Annotated in this window: 16 protein-coding genes; 9 read left to right on the plus strand and 7 right to left on the minus strand. The window is 65.6% G+C overall.

Annotated features, from left to right (window positions below; translation table 11 throughout):
- Positions 1-96 precede the first annotated feature (96 nt).
- Entirely contained in the window at positions 97-897 is an 801-nt protein-coding gene (locus tag I6F38_RS39250; protein ID WP_225164170.1) for an NUDIX hydrolase, read from the plus strand.
- Here the strand turns inward: I6F38_RS39250 and I6F38_RS39255 are convergent, their stop codons facing one another.
- The gene (locus tag I6F38_RS39255) at positions 898-2,703 is read right to left on the minus strand and encodes a winged helix-turn-helix domain-containing protein (protein WP_225164171.1); all 1,806 of its coding nucleotides are present in this window, start codon (positions 2,701-2,703) and stop codon (positions 898-900) included.
- A gap of 163 nt (positions 2,704-2,866) precedes the next feature.
- Here I6F38_RS39255 and I6F38_RS39260 point away from each other — a divergent pair, with 163 nt between their 5' ends.
- The 3 genes from I6F38_RS39260 to I6F38_RS39270 all read left to right on the plus strand — a co-directional run bounded on the left by I6F38_RS39260 (position 2,867) and on the right by I6F38_RS39270 (position 4,605).
- Positions 2,867-3,172 carry a nickel-binding protein gene (locus I6F38_RS39260; RefSeq protein WP_028332582.1) on the plus strand — a complete coding sequence of 102 codons (306 nt, stop codon included), beginning with the start codon at positions 2,867-2,869 and terminating at the stop codon, positions 3,170-3,172.
- Positions 3,173-3,250: 78 nt separating this feature from the next.
- The gene (locus I6F38_RS39265; RefSeq protein ID WP_225164172.1) at positions 3,251-3,658 is read left to right on the plus strand and encodes a hypothetical protein; all 408 of its coding nucleotides are present in this window, start codon (positions 3,251-3,253) and stop codon (positions 3,656-3,658) included.
- 119 nt (positions 3,659-3,777) lie between these two features.
- On the plus strand, positions 3,778-4,605 hold the full coding sequence (locus I6F38_RS39270; RefSeq protein WP_225164173.1) for a class I SAM-dependent methyltransferase: 828 nt from the start codon (positions 3,778-3,780) through the stop codon (positions 4,603-4,605).
- 93 nt (positions 4,606-4,698) lie between these two features.
- On the opposite strand, the gene I6F38_RS39275 is transcribed toward I6F38_RS39270, so the two are convergent.
- The 5 genes from I6F38_RS39275 to I6F38_RS39295 all read right to left on the minus strand — a co-directional run bounded on the left by I6F38_RS39275 (position 4,699) and on the right by I6F38_RS39295 (position 9,054).
- Complete coding sequence (locus I6F38_RS39275; RefSeq protein WP_225164174.1) at positions 4,699-6,282, minus strand: FecR domain-containing protein; 1,584 nt, start codon at positions 6,280-6,282, stop codon at positions 4,699-4,701.
- A 154-nt stretch (positions 6,283-6,436) separates the two neighbouring features.
- Positions 6,437-6,832: a hypothetical protein gene (locus I6F38_RS39280; RefSeq protein WP_225164175.1), complete on the minus strand. Its 396-nt coding sequence runs from the start codon at positions 6,830-6,832 to the stop codon at positions 6,437-6,439.
- Positions 6,833-6,904: 72 nt separating this feature from the next.
- Positions 6,905-7,519 (minus strand): septation protein IspZ, encoded by a 615-nt coding sequence (locus I6F38_RS39285; RefSeq protein ID WP_225164176.1) that lies wholly within the window; start codon positions 7,517-7,519, stop codon positions 6,905-6,907.
- Between the two features lie 736 nt (positions 7,520-8,255).
- Positions 8,256-8,813 carry a hypothetical protein gene (locus I6F38_RS39290; RefSeq protein ID WP_225164177.1) on the minus strand — a complete coding sequence of 186 codons (558 nt, stop codon included), beginning with the start codon at positions 8,811-8,813 and terminating at the stop codon, positions 8,256-8,258.
- Positions 8,773-9,054, minus strand: coding sequence for a hypothetical protein (locus I6F38_RS39295; RefSeq protein ID WP_225164178.1), 282 nt, complete (start codon positions 9,052-9,054; stop codon positions 8,773-8,775). Before I6F38_RS39295 ends, I6F38_RS39290 begins: the two co-directional genes overlap by 41 nt.
- Positions 9,055-9,814: 760 nt before the next feature.
- On the opposite strand from I6F38_RS39295, the gene I6F38_RS39300 reads away from it, so the two are divergent.
- The 4 genes from I6F38_RS39300 to I6F38_RS39315 all read left to right on the plus strand — a co-directional run bounded on the left by I6F38_RS39300 (position 9,815) and on the right by I6F38_RS39315 (position 14,492).
- The gene (locus I6F38_RS39300) at positions 9,815-11,875 is read left to right on the plus strand and encodes an autotransporter domain-containing protein (RefSeq protein ID WP_225164179.1); all 2,061 of its coding nucleotides are present in this window, start codon (positions 9,815-9,817) and stop codon (positions 11,873-11,875) included.
- Positions 11,876-12,001: 126 nt separating this feature from the next.
- A complete protein-coding gene (locus tag I6F38_RS39305) occupies positions 12,002-13,237 on the plus strand; it encodes an extensin family protein (RefSeq protein WP_225164180.1) in 1,236 nt (411 codons plus the stop codon).
- Between the two features lie 113 nt (positions 13,238-13,350).
- Entirely contained in the window at positions 13,351-13,734 is a 384-nt protein-coding gene (locus I6F38_RS39310; RefSeq protein WP_050425581.1) for a response regulator, read from the plus strand.
- A 59-nt stretch (positions 13,735-13,793) separates the two neighbouring features.
- On the plus strand, positions 13,794-14,492 hold the full coding sequence (locus I6F38_RS39315) for an ABC transporter permease (RefSeq protein ID WP_016845814.1): 699 nt from the start codon (positions 13,794-13,796) through the stop codon (positions 14,490-14,492).
- On the opposite strand, the gene I6F38_RS39320 is transcribed toward I6F38_RS39315, so the two are convergent.
- Complete coding sequence (locus I6F38_RS39320; RefSeq protein ID WP_225164181.1) at positions 14,466-15,284, minus strand: extracellular solute-binding protein; 819 nt, start codon at positions 15,282-15,284, stop codon at positions 14,466-14,468. The two genes, I6F38_RS39315 and I6F38_RS39320, sit on opposite strands and share 27 nt — an antisense overlap.
- Before the next feature lie 140 nt (positions 15,285-15,424).
- On the opposite strand from I6F38_RS39320, the gene I6F38_RS39325 reads away from it, so the two are divergent.
- Positions 15,425-16,129, plus strand: coding sequence for an SDR family oxidoreductase (locus I6F38_RS39325; protein WP_225164182.1), 705 nt, complete (start codon positions 15,425-15,427; stop codon positions 16,127-16,129).
- Positions 16,130-16,348: the final 219 nt, after the last annotated feature.

Below are 16,348 nucleotides of genomic sequence, written 5' to 3' on the forward strand. Positions count from 1 at the left end.
TGAGCATGAAAACCGGCTTCCACTTTTCGAGATCATGCATAGAATGGTCGGGATCGTCGTGCGACGATCCTAAATCGCAAACCTGATGGACACGAGATGGCGCGGACGCCTGTTCTGGCGGCGGGAGGCATTGTGCTGCGGCGGGACGCACCGCGGCGCTTCGCCGTGGTGCGGCTGCGCAAGCGCAATGAATGGGTGTTGCCGAAAGGCAAGCTCGACGACGGCGAGACGCCGCGCGCCGCTGCCGAGCGCGAGGTGCTCGAGGAAACCGGCCATGACGTCGACGTGCACGAATTCCTCGGCACGCTGGTCTATGATTCAGGCGGCCGATCCAAGGTGGTGCACTACTGGCGCATGGATGCCGGCGGCAAGCCGGTGCGGGCGCTGATGGGCGACATCCGCGAGGTGGACTGGCTGCCGCTCGATGCGGCACTCGAGCGTCTGTCACGCGGCTATGAGCGCGCGTTCCTGGAAAATGTCGGACCGATCGCGTTGCAGGCTGCGGCGCTCGCCGAGCGCGAGCGGCGCGCGCGGGCGAGAGCCGTGGCCGCAGAGCGCTGGCGGATTCGCGAAGCCGCAGTGCCACAGGTCATCGACGAGCAGGAGGTCACCGACGCGCCTGATGTTGCCGATGCGGCTGCGCCGGCGGAGACGCCGGCCATCGATCAGCCGCCGCTGGTGCAAAGCGAACCCGATCCGCCGGCCATGGCGCCGCAGGACGTTCCGGCCGCCGCACCCGACGCAATTGCAGAGACCGAGCGGGGCGCCGAGACGGTCATCCCTGAAAAAGCGCCGCCATTCGCGCACGAGGTCGTGCCGGCCGGCACGGCACCTCAGCCCACGCCGCGCAAGAATCTGATCGAACGCGTGCGCGACTGGCTGCGCCGCGCGGCGTGATCACCCGCACATCTGACGTCGCGCCGTTGGCTGCCAGGCGTCAATGTCACGCTGCAAGGCAAGACACTCGGCAAGACGCTTGGGCGAGCCCAGGTCACGGGCCAGAAGCTGTGCCGCATGAACTTCGGCCATGGCGCCGCGAACGTCTCCATGCTCCAGCTGGAGGCTGGAAATCTGAAGCCTCAGCCGCACGATCTGAACCCGCCCTTCGATGCTGGACCACAGCTGGCGGGCGAGATGAAGATGCCGCATGGCTGTTTCATGATCCTGCCGGGAAAGCGCGAGGATCGCCTGCGCTTCGTTGGTAAGCGCGCGGATCGAGGGCATCGGCCAGCGATCCGGACTTCCCGACAGTTCGCAGATCAATGCCTTCGCTCGAACGGTCCGATGCGTGTGCGCGGCAACCAGCGCCAGATGCGCGAGCAGGATTCCGCGCCGCTGCAGCGTCCACCAGGTCTTGCCGATCAGGCTTCGCTCGAGGCTTGCATAGGCGGCTTCCGCTTCCCCTCTTGCGAGCAGCAACATGGCGCGGCCCGGCTCCGGGCACCAGCCCAGCGTGTAAGCCCGGTCATAGGCTTCGAGCGCTGCGTCGTCATTGCCGATCGCCGCCTGAATATCGCCCAGCACCCGGTTGGCATCGCCAAGAGACCAGGGCGCATCGCTGGTCAGGCGTCCGAGCGCGTCCTGAATGCGCGACAGCGCTTCGTCGAGCGAGCCTCGGATGCCGAGCACCTCGGAGCGGTGCAGCTGGCACGAGCCCGTCAATTCCATGCCGCTGCCCGAGCAGAAGTTCTGGTAGCTCCGCGTCCACTGGTCGGCGCGTGCCCAATCTCCGAACATCCGGGCCGCCCAGAGGATGTTGCAATAGAGGTTGCCGCCCATGATCGGGTCCAGATTGTTGCTGGACAGGGCAACTGCGGCGGCATGGTCCTGATCGGACAGTCCTCCGTGTGTGTCGCCGAGGCACAGCCGATAGAAGCCGCGATAGGCGAGGCTCAGCGCTTCGATATTGATTGCATCCTTGTATCTGACGGCGGTGTAGGCAGCGTCGGCCAACGCGAGTGCCTGTTCGGGCTCGCCATCGAAAGCAGCCAGTTTCGACTTCATCCATAACACCAGGGCCGTCGTCGGAGGATCGTCGAGCGTTGAAGCCCAATCTTCCGCCCGCGCGAGCCAGCCCTTTCCGATCGCGGCCTGGCCGCTTTCGAAATGCAAAGCCGAGAGCGCTATTGCGTCGACCGTGGCGCCAGCAGCGTCACCGGCCTGGCTGCGTGCGGCGACCGCGCGAACCAGAATCGGAATCGCTGCCGTGGCCCTGCCGAGGCACTGCAGGGCGAGCGCCCAATCGTGCAGATCGTCAGCGTTGAGCTGGCCGCTTTCATCCGCGCTCGCGAACAGGGTCGCTGCCTGCAACCACAATTGTCCGGCCGCTGCGCGTCGGGCGAGACCGATTGCACCGACGGTGCCATCGACTTGCTTGGGGTCGATGCGTTCCGGCTGCCGGATCTCGGACTCGAGGAAGAAGCGATAGCCTTTGCCCGGCAGATTTCGGATCGCGCCGTCCATGCCGCCGTTGCGCAGCGCGGCGCGCAACGCACTCACCGCCCGCTGCAGCGAGTTGTCTGTGACCGTCACATCCGGCCAGACGGCTTCGAGGAGTTCTTCCTTGGGGATGACCCGGTCGCGGTGTCGAACCAGATAGATCAGCAGATCGAACACACGCGGCTGCAATGGGATCTCTTGGCGCGCGCACAGCAACACGCGTCCAGCTTCATCAAGCTCGAACAGTCCAAATGAGAATGCCATGTGTATGAGTGCGGGCTCGGCGGAAAAGGTTCAGCCAAGGATCAGACAAAGATCAGGCAATGATCAGTCCGCGGTAAGGACAGTCGGCATCGACAGCGCCTATAGCTGATCATGGCTCGCCATGAGCGCCTGCCGTTCAATAATTGCAACCGAGGAGATTTCGATGGAACTCTATGTCATTCGCCGTCCGAGCGCCTGGGCGAACATGAGCGAGCTGGAACTCGCCGGCGCAACGTCCGCCAGGATCGGCGACGAGCAGATGCCGGACCGTGTCCGCTGGATCCGCAGCTATGTGGTGCACGAGGCGGATGGCCGCATCGGCACATTCTGCATATACGAGGCGCGTGACGGTGACTCGATCCGGGAGCATGCGCGCTGCGTCGGCATGCCGGGCGAGGAATTCTACAAGGTCGCGGCAACCGTGGTGGTCCGTGGTGATCCGGTCCAACCGCCCATTGCAGCCGAATGACGCCGAAGCGGCGTCGCATGGCGTATCCCGACCAAACCTGATCCGGAGCGCCATCACACTTCGATCAAGGAAACAATTATGTCGATTTCATTCATGGAATCCATTTCAAGTCCGGTACGAAGGCATTTTTCCTTCCTGCTTTTGCGGATCCGCCGGATCGTCAATCAATCGGTCGCGGGCATGCTCGCCCATCGCGAGCGGCAGGCCAGTCGCCTGATGCCGCGCGACGCCGGCGGCCAGTCGAAGGGCGCCGGGAACCGCTGTTCACGGCCGATCGGGCGAAGCGCACTGCTCGGGCTGGTGATCGCGGGTTTGTCCTCGCCCGTGTTCACCCGAGCGGAGGAACCTGTCGTTCGGGAGCATCGTGCAGCTCCGGCGCAGCAGGCCGCCTCGACTCAGCGTAGCGGCCACGGCTGCAGGCATCGCTCCGACTGGAGCATAGTTGCCGCATCGACCATCCTGATCCTTCTCGACCGCCGCACATAGCGCGCAGCACATTTGAAGTCATTGCACTGCTCGACGCCGTTTTTTGGCGCAACTCGCGGACTCTCGGCGAAGCCGGCGGCCTCGCCACGAGCCGCACCACATTTTCAAAGGAGATGCACATGAACGTTCAGACCGAAATGCCAACTGTCGATCTCGCCGCCGTCAAGGCGCGCCAGCAAGCCACCTGGAGCTCGGGCGACTACGCGATCGTCGGCACCACGCTCCAGATCGTCGGCGAGATGCTTTGCGAGGCAGTCGACCTGCGCAGCAATCAAATGGTGCTCGACGTCGCCGCCGGCAACGGCAATGCGACGCTGGCCGCGGCACGGCGCTTTGCCGACGTGGTCTCGACCGACTACGTCGCGGCGTTGCTTGAGCGCGGCCGCGAGCGGGCGGCGGCGGAGCATCTGCCCGTCACGTTCCAGGAAGCGGACGCGGAGAAGCTGCCGTTCGCCGACGCCAGCTTCGATGTCGTGCTGTCGACCTTCGGTGTCATGTTCACCGCCGATCAACAGCAGGCGGCGAATGAACTGCGCCGCGTCTGCCGCATCGGCGGCAAGATCGGCCTCGCAAGCTGGACGCCGGAAGGCTTCATCGGCCAGCTGTTCAAGACCATCGGGAAGTATGTGCCGCCGGCTCCGGGCGTGAAGTCTCCCGCGCTGTGGGGCACCGAAGCGCATCTCGGCGCCTTGTTCGGCTCGCAGGTGACGCTTGATGCCAAGCGCAGGCACTTCAATTTCCGTTACAGGTCGCGCGAGCATTTCCTCGAGATCTTCCGCACCTATTACGGGCCCGTGCTGAAGGCATTCGGGGCGATCGATCCGGTCAAGCAGCAATTGCTCGCCGCCGACATGTTCAGCCTGATGGACCAGTTCAATGTCGCCAGGGACGGCACGCTGGTGATCCCGAGCGAATATCTGGAGGTTGTGATCACCAGGCGCGGCTGACCTGCCGCTCGCTGTTGGTCGATCTGTGCATGGCGCCGGCGTAACTCGCCGGCGCCATTCGCTCGTTTGATCGACATTGCTGCGATCGCTCGGTTACTGGCGCTTGTCCCTGGGTGGAGGCTTCGCGCCGCGCGGCGGAGGCGGCGCGCGCCGTTGCTGGAAGCCTGGACGCGCCTGCACCGCGGGCCGTTGCATGCCCGGATGCGCGCCCGGCGCGGCTTGCTGGATGCCGGGTCGGATCTGGCCGGGCGCCTGCGGCACGGGCTGCGCTGTGCCTTGTCGCGGCGCGCCCGATTGACCCGGCTGGGCCGCTGGTGGTCCTGGCTGGCGCACGCCGCCCGGCGCCTGGGTGCGGCCGGGCTGCAGACCGCCTTGACGTGCCGGCGATTGTTGTCCGCCGGGTTGCGTCGTGCCGCCTTGGCGCGCGGGCTCTTGCGTGGGGGCTTGGCGCGTTGGCTGTTGTCCCGCCGGCTGCTGTCCGGCTGGCGTCTGGACGCCGGGCGCGTGCGGCAGCGTCGCGCCGCCGGGTTGGCCGGGCAGCGCATGCTGTGCGCCGCCTTGCTGCTGCGTGCCGGGCTGCTGCGAGCCTTGCCGGCCAGGCGTGCCCGGTTGCTGGCCGGGACGGTTCGGCTGGCCGGGCTGCTGCATCTGGCGCGGACGGTTCTGCTGACCCGGCTGCTGCGGCGTGTTGCGGTTCTGGCCCGGCAGGCCGTTCTGGCGCTGCGGGTTCGGCTGCACCGGCTGGCCGCGGTTCGGATAGGGCGCGGCCGGATTGGCCCTGCGGAAGTCGGGATTGGCGCGGCGGAAGTCGCGCTGCTCGGTCACGACCTGGCGGCCGAGCGTCTGCGCGCTATGGACCTGGCGCACAAAGCCCTGGTCGCGCGTGATCTGTTGCGGCGAGATTGTCAGCGGCACCGCGGCGAAGCGGGCGCCGCCGGTGCCCGGACGAATCGCAAAGCCGCTCGCGCCGCGCGTCAGCACGCCGAGCGAGGCGCCGCTGCGGTCGTTGACCTCGATGCGGCCGACATGTCCGTCGGCGTCGGGATAGAGCTTGATGCCGACATTCCTGCTGGTCGCGGTGGCGTCTTCGGGCACCTCGACGAGGCCGGTGGTGCCGCGGATGCCGAGCGTCGCGGTCGGGGTCGAGATCTTCATGTCGCCGGTTTTGGCGACCGCGGCGGCAACGAAGGCCGCCGTTCCCTTGGTGACGTTGAACAGCGCGCTGTTCTGTTGGCCGCCGTCCTCATAAACGTAATTGTCGATCGTGATCCTGGCATTGGCGCGCAGGTTGAAGGTGGTGCCGTCGTTGAAGGTGATGCCGAGCGAGGAGGTCCCTGATGTCGCGACCTCGTCATTGGCAAAGATGTCGTCGCGGATCTGCAGCGGCGTCGCGGTGCCGTTGCGCGTGACGGTCGCGGTTCCTGTCAGTGTTGCCACATTGCCGATCGGCTCGGGCGCCGCGGGCTGCGCGCTCGCGGCCGGCGCCGGCGTTGCAGGCGCGGGTGTTGCAGGAGCGGGCGTAGCCGGCGTCGCACTCGGCGCCGGGGCGGGCGCCTGTGCAGGCTGCGCCTGTGCAAGCCGCGTCAAGTCCGGCGCGGCATTGGCCGTTGATTGCGAACCGATCGTGACGCCGGCGCCAAGCAGAAGCGCAAAGAGAAAGCTGCGGCGCATCGCCATCGATTCCCGGGGGAGGCAGTGGGGACGGCAATTGAGCCGCGTCAGGCTGAATGCCGGATGAACGGTCGTGCCTTGTTGTCATGGCGGACCGAAACGATCAAGCACCGCGCTCCGTTGCCGGAAGCGCGGTGCTTGGTCGCTGTTGGGGTTTTGCTTAGCCGCGCTTGTGAGGAGTGATATTGAGCGGTTTCGCCGGCTTGGCCGCGGGCGCATAATTCGCGGGTTGAGCAGCCGTCGGCGGCACGTAGTGGAACACCGCCTTGCAGCCGTCGCTGAGCAGCGCGCGCTGACGGATCATGCAGGCGGTGACGCGATCGACGTCGGGAATTTCCGAACTGCACAGCCGCATGGCGTCGCTGGTGCACATCTGCTGCTGCTCGTCGGTGTAGGCATAGGACGCCGAGGTCAGCAGACCGAGCGTGAACGTGGTTGCCGCCAGCAGTTTGCCGTGACGGAGCGCGGAAGCGGTGAAAGCCATCATGTCCCCCTTGTGATCGCGCCGAAGCAGCGCGTTGTCGAACCGATCACTAGGCAGGCTTGGTTTCAGCAATTCTTCGTCGTCATGGCAAAATGGTTTCGTCGCGCGGGCCGTTTGTTTCGTCAACCACACCCCGATCGGGGGTTACGGCGCCGCGGGCGCCGGTGCTCCTTCGAGCGCGAGCACGACCTCGCGCTGGGCCTCCGGCATGGCGCGGATGCGGCGCCTTGCGGTGAGGCGGAGCGCGGCAAAGCCGCCGAGGAACACCACGATCTTGCTCACGATGCCGAAGATCGGCATCACGACGGCCCATGTCGTGATCTCGCAGGTCAGCGCGACGATGGCGTTCACCGCGGCGGAGATAAACATCAGGGCGGCCCAGGCATAGCCGACCTTGACGGCGACATCGGGCACGACCTTCTGTGCGATCTCGGGCAGGTAGCGGTTGAGCCAGCCGGGCTTCAGCATCACGACGCCGACGATCGCGTAGATCACGCTCGGCTTGAACAGCACGAAGCGCGGGTCGTGGGTCAGCAGCGTGGCGGAGCCGGCGGCGACGACCAGGAACAGGCTGAGCCATTCCATGGTGTCGATCCGCTTGCCGCGCACCATCTGGACGCCGATCTGCACGACGCCGAATGCGATGCCGAGGCCGACCGCAAGCGCGGTGTTGTGCGTCAGCAGGAACAGAACAAGAAAGACAAGGGTCGAAGCGAGATCGAGGGCCAACAGCCTGGCCGCGGTGAGGAAATGCTTCATTGGTCGCCGGTCGCCCGCAGGTTCAATTCATTTTCGACAATGCGGCTCTTATAGCGGGTCCGGCGACGCACATGAAGCGACCGCCGGGCAGACACAAGCCATTACCTGAAGGGCGACTCGCAAAACTCGACCCGCCGTTGCACGGCGCAGCGCTGCACGCGCATCGCATTCGAGCCCTCATCGCGATCGTCGAGCTGTAGTTGTGGCGGAGTGAACGCAAAACAGCAAAGCGCCGGCGGGGGCGGCCGCCGGGCGCTGAACTCATGCCTGTCGAATGTCCTAGAACACGCCGAGAATAATGGCGCCGACGAAGGCTAACGCGATGTACGCGGCCACAATGCTCAGCTTGCTCAGCAGAGGACTCGCGAAATCCATTGGGGAAACTCCCTCGGTTCACACAACGCTGCCCGCATTAACGTCAAAGCTAGCAAGGGGTTCCAGGCCGAAAAAGGCAGTCTTGTTGTCAGGCTCGCTATTCGCGGCAATGCCGCATTGCGATGCACGGCTCAAATAGCCGCCGAATCAAGGCGTTGACGCGCCGCAAATATATTCAGCGGCGGCGCCGGTTCCAGGCGCCGATAGCAGCACCCGCTTGGATGTCCGTCGGTTGCTCTCGCCCCTGTGTCGTTGCGCCGCAAGGCAGCATCGTCATTTGTTGTGCGCCTGTCACAAACCATACCCAGATTGCCGCCCGCAATGACCGGGGCTCTACCCCGGTAATAAGTACTTGGGGGCGTTACGTGAAATCTGAGTTTCTGAGCCGCGCAAGCCGGCTTGCGCTGGCTATTTCTGCGACTTCGTTGGGGTTCTCCTGTCCGGCACTGGCCGCAAGCTTCAGCACTCCTCCGAACAGCACGACGGCGCAGACCGTCTCCAACAATGACACCGGCTCGGTCGCCGCCGGCAGCAGCCTGTCGGTGACGGGCACGGCGATCACCTGGATCACCGGCCTGTCGTCGCCCGGCGTCGTCATCACCAACAACGGCACCATCTCGGCGACCTCGCGCGGCATCGACACCTCGAGCAGCGCCATCAGCGGCAATCTCACGCTGATCAACAATTCCGGCGCGCTCTTCACCGCGTCCAATGATGCATTCCGGATCAATGGCGGCCTGAGCAGCGGGTCGGTCACCGTCGACAATGCCGGCACCATCCAGTCGACGGGCAACGGCCGCGTCTTCGACTTCGTCAACGCGACGTCGAACACCACCGTGTTCTCGATCACCAACCAGAGCGGCGGCACCATCAGGTCATCAGGCAGCGACGTGATGCGGATCGGCGGCGGAACCACCACGATCACCAATTCCGGCCTGATCGACGCGACCAATACGGCCGGGTCTCGCGCGATCCGCGCCACCACCAATCTCAACAACGCTGTCGGTCGTCAACAATGCGGGCGCGACGATCCAGTCGGCGGACGACGCCATCCAGATCAACGGCGCGTCGGGCAGCAACAGCACGACCGCGGCCAGGTTCTCGGTCGACAATGCCGGCACCATCAAATCGGCGACCGGGCAGGCGATCGACTTCGACAATCTCACCTCGACCGCCGCGAGCGTTCACATCACAAACCGCGCGACCGGCCTGATCACCGCGGCCAATGCGGACGCGATCCGTCCGGGCGAAAACTTCACGATCGACAATTACGGCCAGATCATCGCCAATGGCACGATCGATCCCGCAACCGGCCGGCCCAGCGCCGATGCGATCGATCTTCAGGGCGGCCACAACGGCACCGTCAACAACTATGCCGGCGGCCTGATCTCGGGTGCCAAGAACGGTACCGCGGGCGACGCCGGCACCATTACGGTCAACAATTTTGCCGGCGCAACCATCATCGGCCGCAACGGTGCGGGCGTCGGCGGCGGCAACGCCATCGTCACCAACTACGGCACCATCACCGGGGCGATCGATGGCGTCTCGACGCGCAGCGATGGCGACGGCATCGATATCGACAATGTCCTGACGCTGACCAATTACGGCATCGTCCAGGGCACCGGCGCAACCGGCGCCGACGACGGCGGCCGCTTCAACAACAGCGAAGGCATTGCGATCGGCGGCGGCACCATCCGCAACTACGGCACCATCAGCGGTGGCGCGGCGGGCATCGTCGTCAACAACGATTCAAATCCGGACCATTCGCGCAGCGGATCGGCGGCGCTCGACCTGATCAACTATGCCGGCGCCACCATCGTCGGCAACAACAGCTATGCGATCCGCTCCGAGAACAAGACCGGCAATGCTGCCGTCGACAACGACAGGATCGTCAACTACGGCACCATCATCGGCAACGGCATGATTCCCGATCCCAACGGCGTTACGCTGCTGCAGAACGGCACGCCCGATACCGGCTCGGTCGGTACGCTGAACGGCGTGACCTATACCGGCACCGGCTCGACCCGCTTCATCCGCGGCGACGGCGCAGCGATCCAGACCGGCGAGGGCGCCGACGTGCTCTCCAACTACGGCACCATCATCGGCAATACCGGCCGCGCGATCAGTATGGAAGGCGGCGACGACGCGCTCAATCTCTATGGCGGTTCGACCATCACCGGCCGGATCGATGGCGGCGTCGGCACCGACACGCTCAATCTGTTCGGGCCGGGCTCGGGCACGCTCTCGAATGTGATCAATTTCGAGGTGCTCAACGTGCAGGGCGGCGTCTGGACCGTGACCGACGCGCAGAGCTACCAGAACGGCGCCACCATCGGCTCCGGCGCGACGCTGTTGGTCAATGGCTCGCTCGGCAATGCCGTGACCGTCAATGCCGGCGGCACGCTCGGCGGCAATGGCAGCGTCGGCAATGTCCTGGTCAATGGCGGCACGCTGTCGCCGGGCAATTCGATCGGCGCGCTCACGGTGCAGGGCAGCCTGACCTTCACCGCCGCATCGACCTATCTGGTCGAAGTGTCGGCCGCGGCGTCCGATCGCACCAACGCGACAGGTGCGGCAACGCTCGGCGGCGCCACGGTCAACGCGTCCTTCACCGGCACCACGTTCCAGAAGCAGTACACCATCCTCAACGCGGCCGGCGGTGTCAGCGGCAGCTTTGCCGGGCCGGTCAACAGCAATTTGCCATCGAACTTCATCTCCAGCCTGAGCTATGACGCCAACAACGTCTATCTCAATCTGGCGCTGAATTTTGCCGCAACCGCCAAGCTCAGCGGCAATCAGGCCGCGGTCGGCCATGCGATCAGCAACGCCTTCAACAGCAGCGGTAGCATTTCCGCCGCGTTCGGCGCGCTGACGCCGGCGGGGTTGACGCAGGCGTCGGGCGAACTCGGCACCGGCTCGCAGCAGACCACGTTCGACGCCATGAACATGTTCCTCGGCGTCATGACGGATCCCTTCACCGAAGGGCGCGGCGGCGTGCCTGCAAATGGCGGCGCGTCGCAATTCGCTGATGATACCATGAGCTACGCATCGACCGGCATGTCGCGAGCGAACGCCGCGCGCGACGCCTATGCCGCGATCTATCGCAAGGCGCCGCCGCCACCGCGGTCGTTCGAGCAGCGCTGGAGCGTCTGGGCGGCGGGCTTCGGCGGCGGGCAGAGCACCGATGGCGGCATCACCGTCGGATCGAATTCGACCACGAGCCGCATTTTCGGTGTCGCCGTCGGCGCCGATTACCGAATCTCGCCCGACACGATCGCGGGCTTTGCGCTCGCCGGCGGCGGCACCAATTTCACCGTGGCCAATGCACTCGGCGGTGGACGCTCCGATCTGTTCCAGGCCGGCGCCTTCATCCGTCATGGATTCGGGCCGGCCTATCTGCTGGGCGCGCTGGCCTATGGCTGGCAGGACGTCACCACTGATCGCACGGTGACGATCGCCGGCATCGACCGGCTGCGCGCGCAATTCAACGCCAATGCGCTGTCGGGCCGGATCGAAGGCGGCTATCGCTTCATCACGCCGTGGTCGCTGGCGCTGACGCCCTATGCCGCCGGACAGTTCACGACCTACGATCTGCCGTCCTATGCCGAGCAGGTGCTGTCGGGATCGAGCGCGTTCGCGACGGCCTATGGCGCCAAGACCGTCACCGCCACGCGCAGCGAACTCGGCCTCCGCAGCGATCGCTCGATCGCATTGCAGGATGGCATTCTCAGCCTGCGCGGCCGCCTTGCTTGGGCGCACGACTACAACACCGATCGCAGCGTTGCCGCGACATTCCAGACGCTGCCGGGCGCGTCCTTCGTGGTCAACGGTGCGGCGCCTGCGAGCGACGCGGTGCTCACCACCGCGAGCGCGGCGATGAATTGGACTAGCGGCTGGTCGGCGGCGCTCACCTTCGAAGGCGAATTCTCCGACGTCACGTCGTCCTATGGCGGCAAGGGTGTCGTTCGCTACACGTGGTGATGGCGATCATTCTCGGCAGGGCGCGTGTTGCCCTGCCGGGTTCCGCCGCATGGTTAAGGACAGCTGAAAACAACGCATCGAAATGCGTTGAAGAGTCTTTAATCAAATTCGCAGAACCTCCGCGCCATGACGCGTGGAGTTCGTTTGTATCTCGTCGGCTCCCTTATCCTTGTGTCGCTGGCTGGTTGCGGTCGCGGTCTGTTTCAGACCGCCGAGCGCGAACCGTGGCGGGCCGAGGCCGAGGCCGCATGCCTGAAGTCGGGCGCGGTCAAGGAGAGCGCCGACCTTGTCCGCATTGATCCGATCTCCGGTCCTGGCGTCTGCGGCGCCGAGTTCCCGCTCAAGGTCGCCGCGCTCGGTGAAGCCAGTTCGGCTTACGGATTTGCCGACGACAGCCTGCGGCCGCCGGCATCAGTCGGCAACCAGCCGCGCTGGCCGATCAACCGCCAGCCGCCTCCGCCGCCCGCGCAGGCGCCGTATTCCAATCAGGCCGTCGGCCAGCCGAGCTATGGCAACGAGCCGGGCTATGGCAGCCGTCAGAATGGGCCGGTCTCGCTGTCGGCGCCCGGCGTTCCGCCGCAACAGGACGAGATCGATCTGCCGTCGGAAGGCTCGCCCGATGCCAGGGGCGAGCGACCTTATTATCCGGGCCTGCCATCCAATCCGCAGCGCGACAGCGCGGCCGCGCCCTATTCACCGGCACCGTATTCCCACCAGCCGCCCGGCGCGCCAGCGCCGCCGCGGCTCGGTCCCTCGGGCGGCAATCCGGTGGTGACGGTCGGCCCCGTCGCAGTGAAGCCGGCGGCAACGCTGGCGTGCCCGATCGTCTCGGTGCTCGAGCGCTGGCTCGCCGATTCCGTACAGCCGGCGGCGCAGCGCTGGTTCGGCGCGCGTGTCGTCGAGATCAAGCAGATCTCGGCCTATTCCTGCCGCGGCATGAACGGCAATTCGCACGCGCATATTTCCGAGCACGCCTTCGGCAATGCGCTCGACATCGCAGCTTTCACGCTGGCTGACGGGCGTCGTGTCACCGTGAAGGATGGCTGGAAGGGCCTGCCGGAAGAGCAGGGCTTTCTGCGCGATGTCCAGGCCGCCGCCTGCCAGCAATTCACCACGGTGCTGGCGCCGGGGTCCAACGTCTATCACTACGACCACATCCATGTGGATCTGATGCGCCGGGCCAGCCGGCGCCTGATCTGCCAGCCCGCCGCCGTCTCGGGCGAGGAGGTCGCGGCGCGTGCCGGCGGCCGTAACCCCTATGCAACGCGCGAACCTTATGTCACAGGATCGCTCGGCGGCAGAAAGCCGGCCCCGCGGGGTAAGGCGGGGGTCAACGAAGAAGACGAATTCGCCGACGAATAGGGACGCGTCTGATACCCGTATTTTTACTGGGTGACACCGTGCAAACGGTAGCCACTTTTATGCTGCATATGCTTCGGAGCCGGGCGCACCCGGCTGATTTCTGGGGGATAGCTTTGCAAGACGCGCCGATCATTCTCGTCATCGAAGACGATCGTGATCTTCAGATGATGGTAGAGGACGCCCTGAGGGACGGCGGCTATGAGCCGGCGATCGCGGGCTCGGGCGAGGAAGCGTTGACGCTGCTGAAGGCGTTCCGCACCAAATACAGCGCACTGGTCACCGACATCCGCCTGCTCGGACGGCTCGACGGCTGGCGCGTGGCGCGCGGCGCCCGCGAGATCGACCCGTCATTCCCGGTGCTCTACATCACCGGCGGCGGCGGCGACGAGTGGCCGACCCGGGGCGTGCCGGACAGCGTGCTGCTGAACAAGCCGTTCTCGCCTGACGAACTGGTCGCGGCCGTGGCCAAGCTGCTCAAGAACGGCGCGCCGGCCTGAGCGACTGATCGTTCCTGCGATTTGACGATGCGCACGTTGTGCGGGCAAAACGTGCCGGCATGAATGATTTCGCACAGTCGATCACGGCGGCGGCATCGCTGATAGCCGGTCGCGATCCGGTCCTGCTTGGGATCGTCGCATTGTCGTTGCGCGTCAGCCTGCTGGCGAGCCTGCTCGCGCTTCTGATCGGCGCGCCGATCGGCGGCTGGCTTGCGATATCGAGGTTTCGCGGACGGCAGGTGGTGATCGTGCTCGCCAATGCCTGTCTCGGCCTGCCGCCGGTCGTGGTCGGCCTCGGGCTTTATCTACTGCTGTCGCGATCCGGACCGCTGGGCTTCGCCGGGCTGCTGTTCACGCCGACGGCGATGGTGGTGGCGCAGGTCATCCTGGCGACGCCGATCGTGGTCGCGCTGGTGCATCGTCCGGTCGCGCTGCTGTGGGCGGAATATGCCGATTTGATCCGCACCGACGGCCTGTCCCGCCTGCGCAGCCTTGCGCTGGTGTTCTCGCTCGGCCGCGCCTCGCTGCTCACCGCGTTCCTCGCCGCCTTCGGCCGAGCCATCGCGGAGGTCGGCGCCATCATCATCGTGGGCGGCAATATCAGCGGCTATACGCGAACGATGACGACCGCGATTGCGCTCGAGACCAGCAAGGGCGAGTTGGCGCTCGGTCTCGGGCTCGGCGTCATCCTGCTTGCGCTGAGCGTCAGCGTCAGCACGATCGCGTTTCTGCTAGTGCGCGGCGTTGGGGAAAAATAGCTGCTCGCCGCCGACCTTGTAGCCGGCGATGGCCGACTGCCCGGCCTGCGAGACCAGCCAGTCGATGAAGGCCTGGCCGTCCACGGCCTTCACCGTCGGGTGCTTGGCCGGATTGACCAGCATCACGCCGTACTGGTTGAACAGCCGCCGGTCGCCTTCGGTCAGCACGGCGAGCTCGCCGCGGTTCTTGAACGACAGCCAGGTGCCGCGGTCGGACAGCACATAGGCATTCGACGCGGATGCCATGTTGAGCGCCGGACCCATGCCCTGGCCGATCTCGCGATACCACTGGCCCTTCGCTGAGCCGAGATCGACGCCGGCCGCCTTCCAGAGCCGCAGCTCGGCCTCGTGCGTGCCGGAGTGGTCGCCGCGCGAGATGAAGGCCGAACTGGTCGCGGCGATCTTGCGCAGGGCATCCGCGACATCCTTGTCGCCGGCGATATGCGCCGGATCGGCCTTCGGGCCGACAATGACGAAATCGTTGTACATCACGTCATAGCGTTTGGTCGCAAAGCCCTCGGCCAGGAATTTCTCTTCGGCCACGCGATCATGCACGAACACGACATCGGCATCACCGCGCCGTCCGATGTCGAGCGCCTGTCCAGTGCCGACCGCGACCACCTTCACGGCAATGCCCGAGGCCTCCGAGAACCGCGGCAGCAGATAGCCGAACAGGCCGGACTGCTCGGTCGATGTCGTCGAGGCGACGGTGACGGACCGGGTCTGCGCGAGTGTGGGGCCGGCGAACAGCATCACGGCGGCGATGACAAGGTGTCGAAGGAGGGATGTCATGTGAATACTGCGTACCGGAGAACGATGTTGGTCACCATGCCGCATTTCGTCCGGTGACGCAAAGCAGGCGCGATGTCGCGCGCTGCGATCGGCAGTGCTAGGGTCGCCTCGAACGAAACAACAAGAAGGGATATCAGGTCATGGCTTTGGAGAAGGTCGCGCTCGTTACCGCAGGCGGCAGCGGCATGGGAGCGGCAGCGGCGCGGCGCCTCGCGGCCGATGGTTTCCGCGTTGCGATCCTGTCGTCGTCGGGCAAGGGCGAGGCGCTGGCGAAGGAGCTCGGCGGCCTCGGCTTCACTGGTTCGAACCGTTCCAACGATGATCTGAAGCGCGCCGTCGACGGCGTGATCGCGCGCTGGGGCCGCATCGATGCGCTGGTCAACAGCGCCGGCCACGGCCCGCGCGCGGGCGTGCTCGAACTGACCGACGAGCAGTGGCACACCGGTCTCGACGTCTACCTGATGAACGTGATCCGCCCGACGCGTCTCGTCGCGCCTCACATGCAGGCGCAGAAATCCGGCGCGATCGTCAACATCTCCACCGCCTGGGCGTTCGAGCCGAGCGCGATGTTTCCGACCTCGGCGGTGTTCCGCGCCGGGCTCGCCGCGTTCACCAAACTGTTCGCCGACAGCTACGCCGCCAGCAATGTGCGCATGAACAACGTGCTGCCGGGCTGGATCGACAGCCTGCCGGCAACCGACGAGCGCCGCGACAGCGTGCCGATGAAGCGCTACGGCAAGGCTGAGGAGATCGCCGCAACCATCAGCTTCCTCGTCTCCGACGGCGCGGGCTACATCACCGGCCAGAACATCCGCGTCGATGGCGGATTGATGCGGTCGATTTGAGGCAACTAACCCGTCATCCTCAGGGTCTGACTCATAGTCAGACCCTGAGGAGCAAGTGAGCTTGTGATTCACAAGCGGCACCAATATTCGGTGTCGTCCCGGCGAAAGCCGGCAACTGTTATGTTGGATTGGTCTGCAGGTACGGCTTTCGGTCTCGCATCATGGCATTGAGGACCGTCAACAGCTTCCTGGCGACGGCGATGAGGGCGAGTTTGGCTG

This window comes from Bradyrhizobium sp. BRP56 (assembly GCF_020194035.1).
Taxonomy (GTDB): Bacteria; Pseudomonadota; Alphaproteobacteria; order Rhizobiales; family Xanthobacteraceae; genus Bradyrhizobium; species Bradyrhizobium australafricanum.

Coding starts and splice junctions, on each gene's coding strand:
- I6F38_RS39250 (WP_225164170.1), top strand. CDS start 97: ATGGCGCGGACGCCTGTTCTGGCGGCGGGAGGCATTGTGCTGCGGCGG.
- I6F38_RS39255 (WP_225164171.1), bottom strand. CDS start 2,703: ATGGCATTCTCATTTGGACTGTTCGAGCTTGATGAAGCTGGACGCGTG.
- I6F38_RS39260 (WP_028332582.1), top strand. CDS start 2,867: ATGGAACTCTATGTCATTCGCCGTCCGAGCGCCTGGGCGAACATGAGC.
- I6F38_RS39265 (WP_225164172.1), top strand. CDS start 3,251: ATGTCGATTTCATTCATGGAATCCATTTCAAGTCCGGTACGAAGGCAT.
- I6F38_RS39270 (WP_225164173.1), top strand. CDS start 3,778: ATGAACGTTCAGACCGAAATGCCAACTGTCGATCTCGCCGCCGTCAAG.
- I6F38_RS39275 (WP_225164174.1), bottom strand. CDS start 6,282: ATGGCGATGCGCCGCAGCTTTCTCTTTGCGCTTCTGCTTGGCGCCGGC.
- I6F38_RS39285 (WP_225164176.1), bottom strand. CDS start 7,519: ATGAAGCATTTCCTCACCGCGGCCAGGCTGTTGGCCCTCGATCTCGCT.
- I6F38_RS39300 (WP_225164179.1), top strand. CDS start 9,815: ATGATTCCCGATCCCAACGGCGTTACGCTGCTGCAGAACGGCACGCCC.
- I6F38_RS39305 (WP_225164180.1), top strand. CDS start 12,002: ATGACGCGTGGAGTTCGTTTGTATCTCGTCGGCTCCCTTATCCTTGTG.
- I6F38_RS39315 (WP_016845814.1), top strand. CDS start 13,794: ATGAATGATTTCGCACAGTCGATCACGGCGGCGGCATCGCTGATAGCC.
- I6F38_RS39320 (WP_225164181.1), bottom strand. CDS start 15,284: ATGACATCCCTCCTTCGACACCTTGTCATCGCCGCCGTGATGCTGTTC.
- I6F38_RS39325 (WP_225164182.1), top strand. CDS start 15,425: ATGGCTTTGGAGAAGGTCGCGCTCGTTACCGCAGGCGGCAGCGGCATG.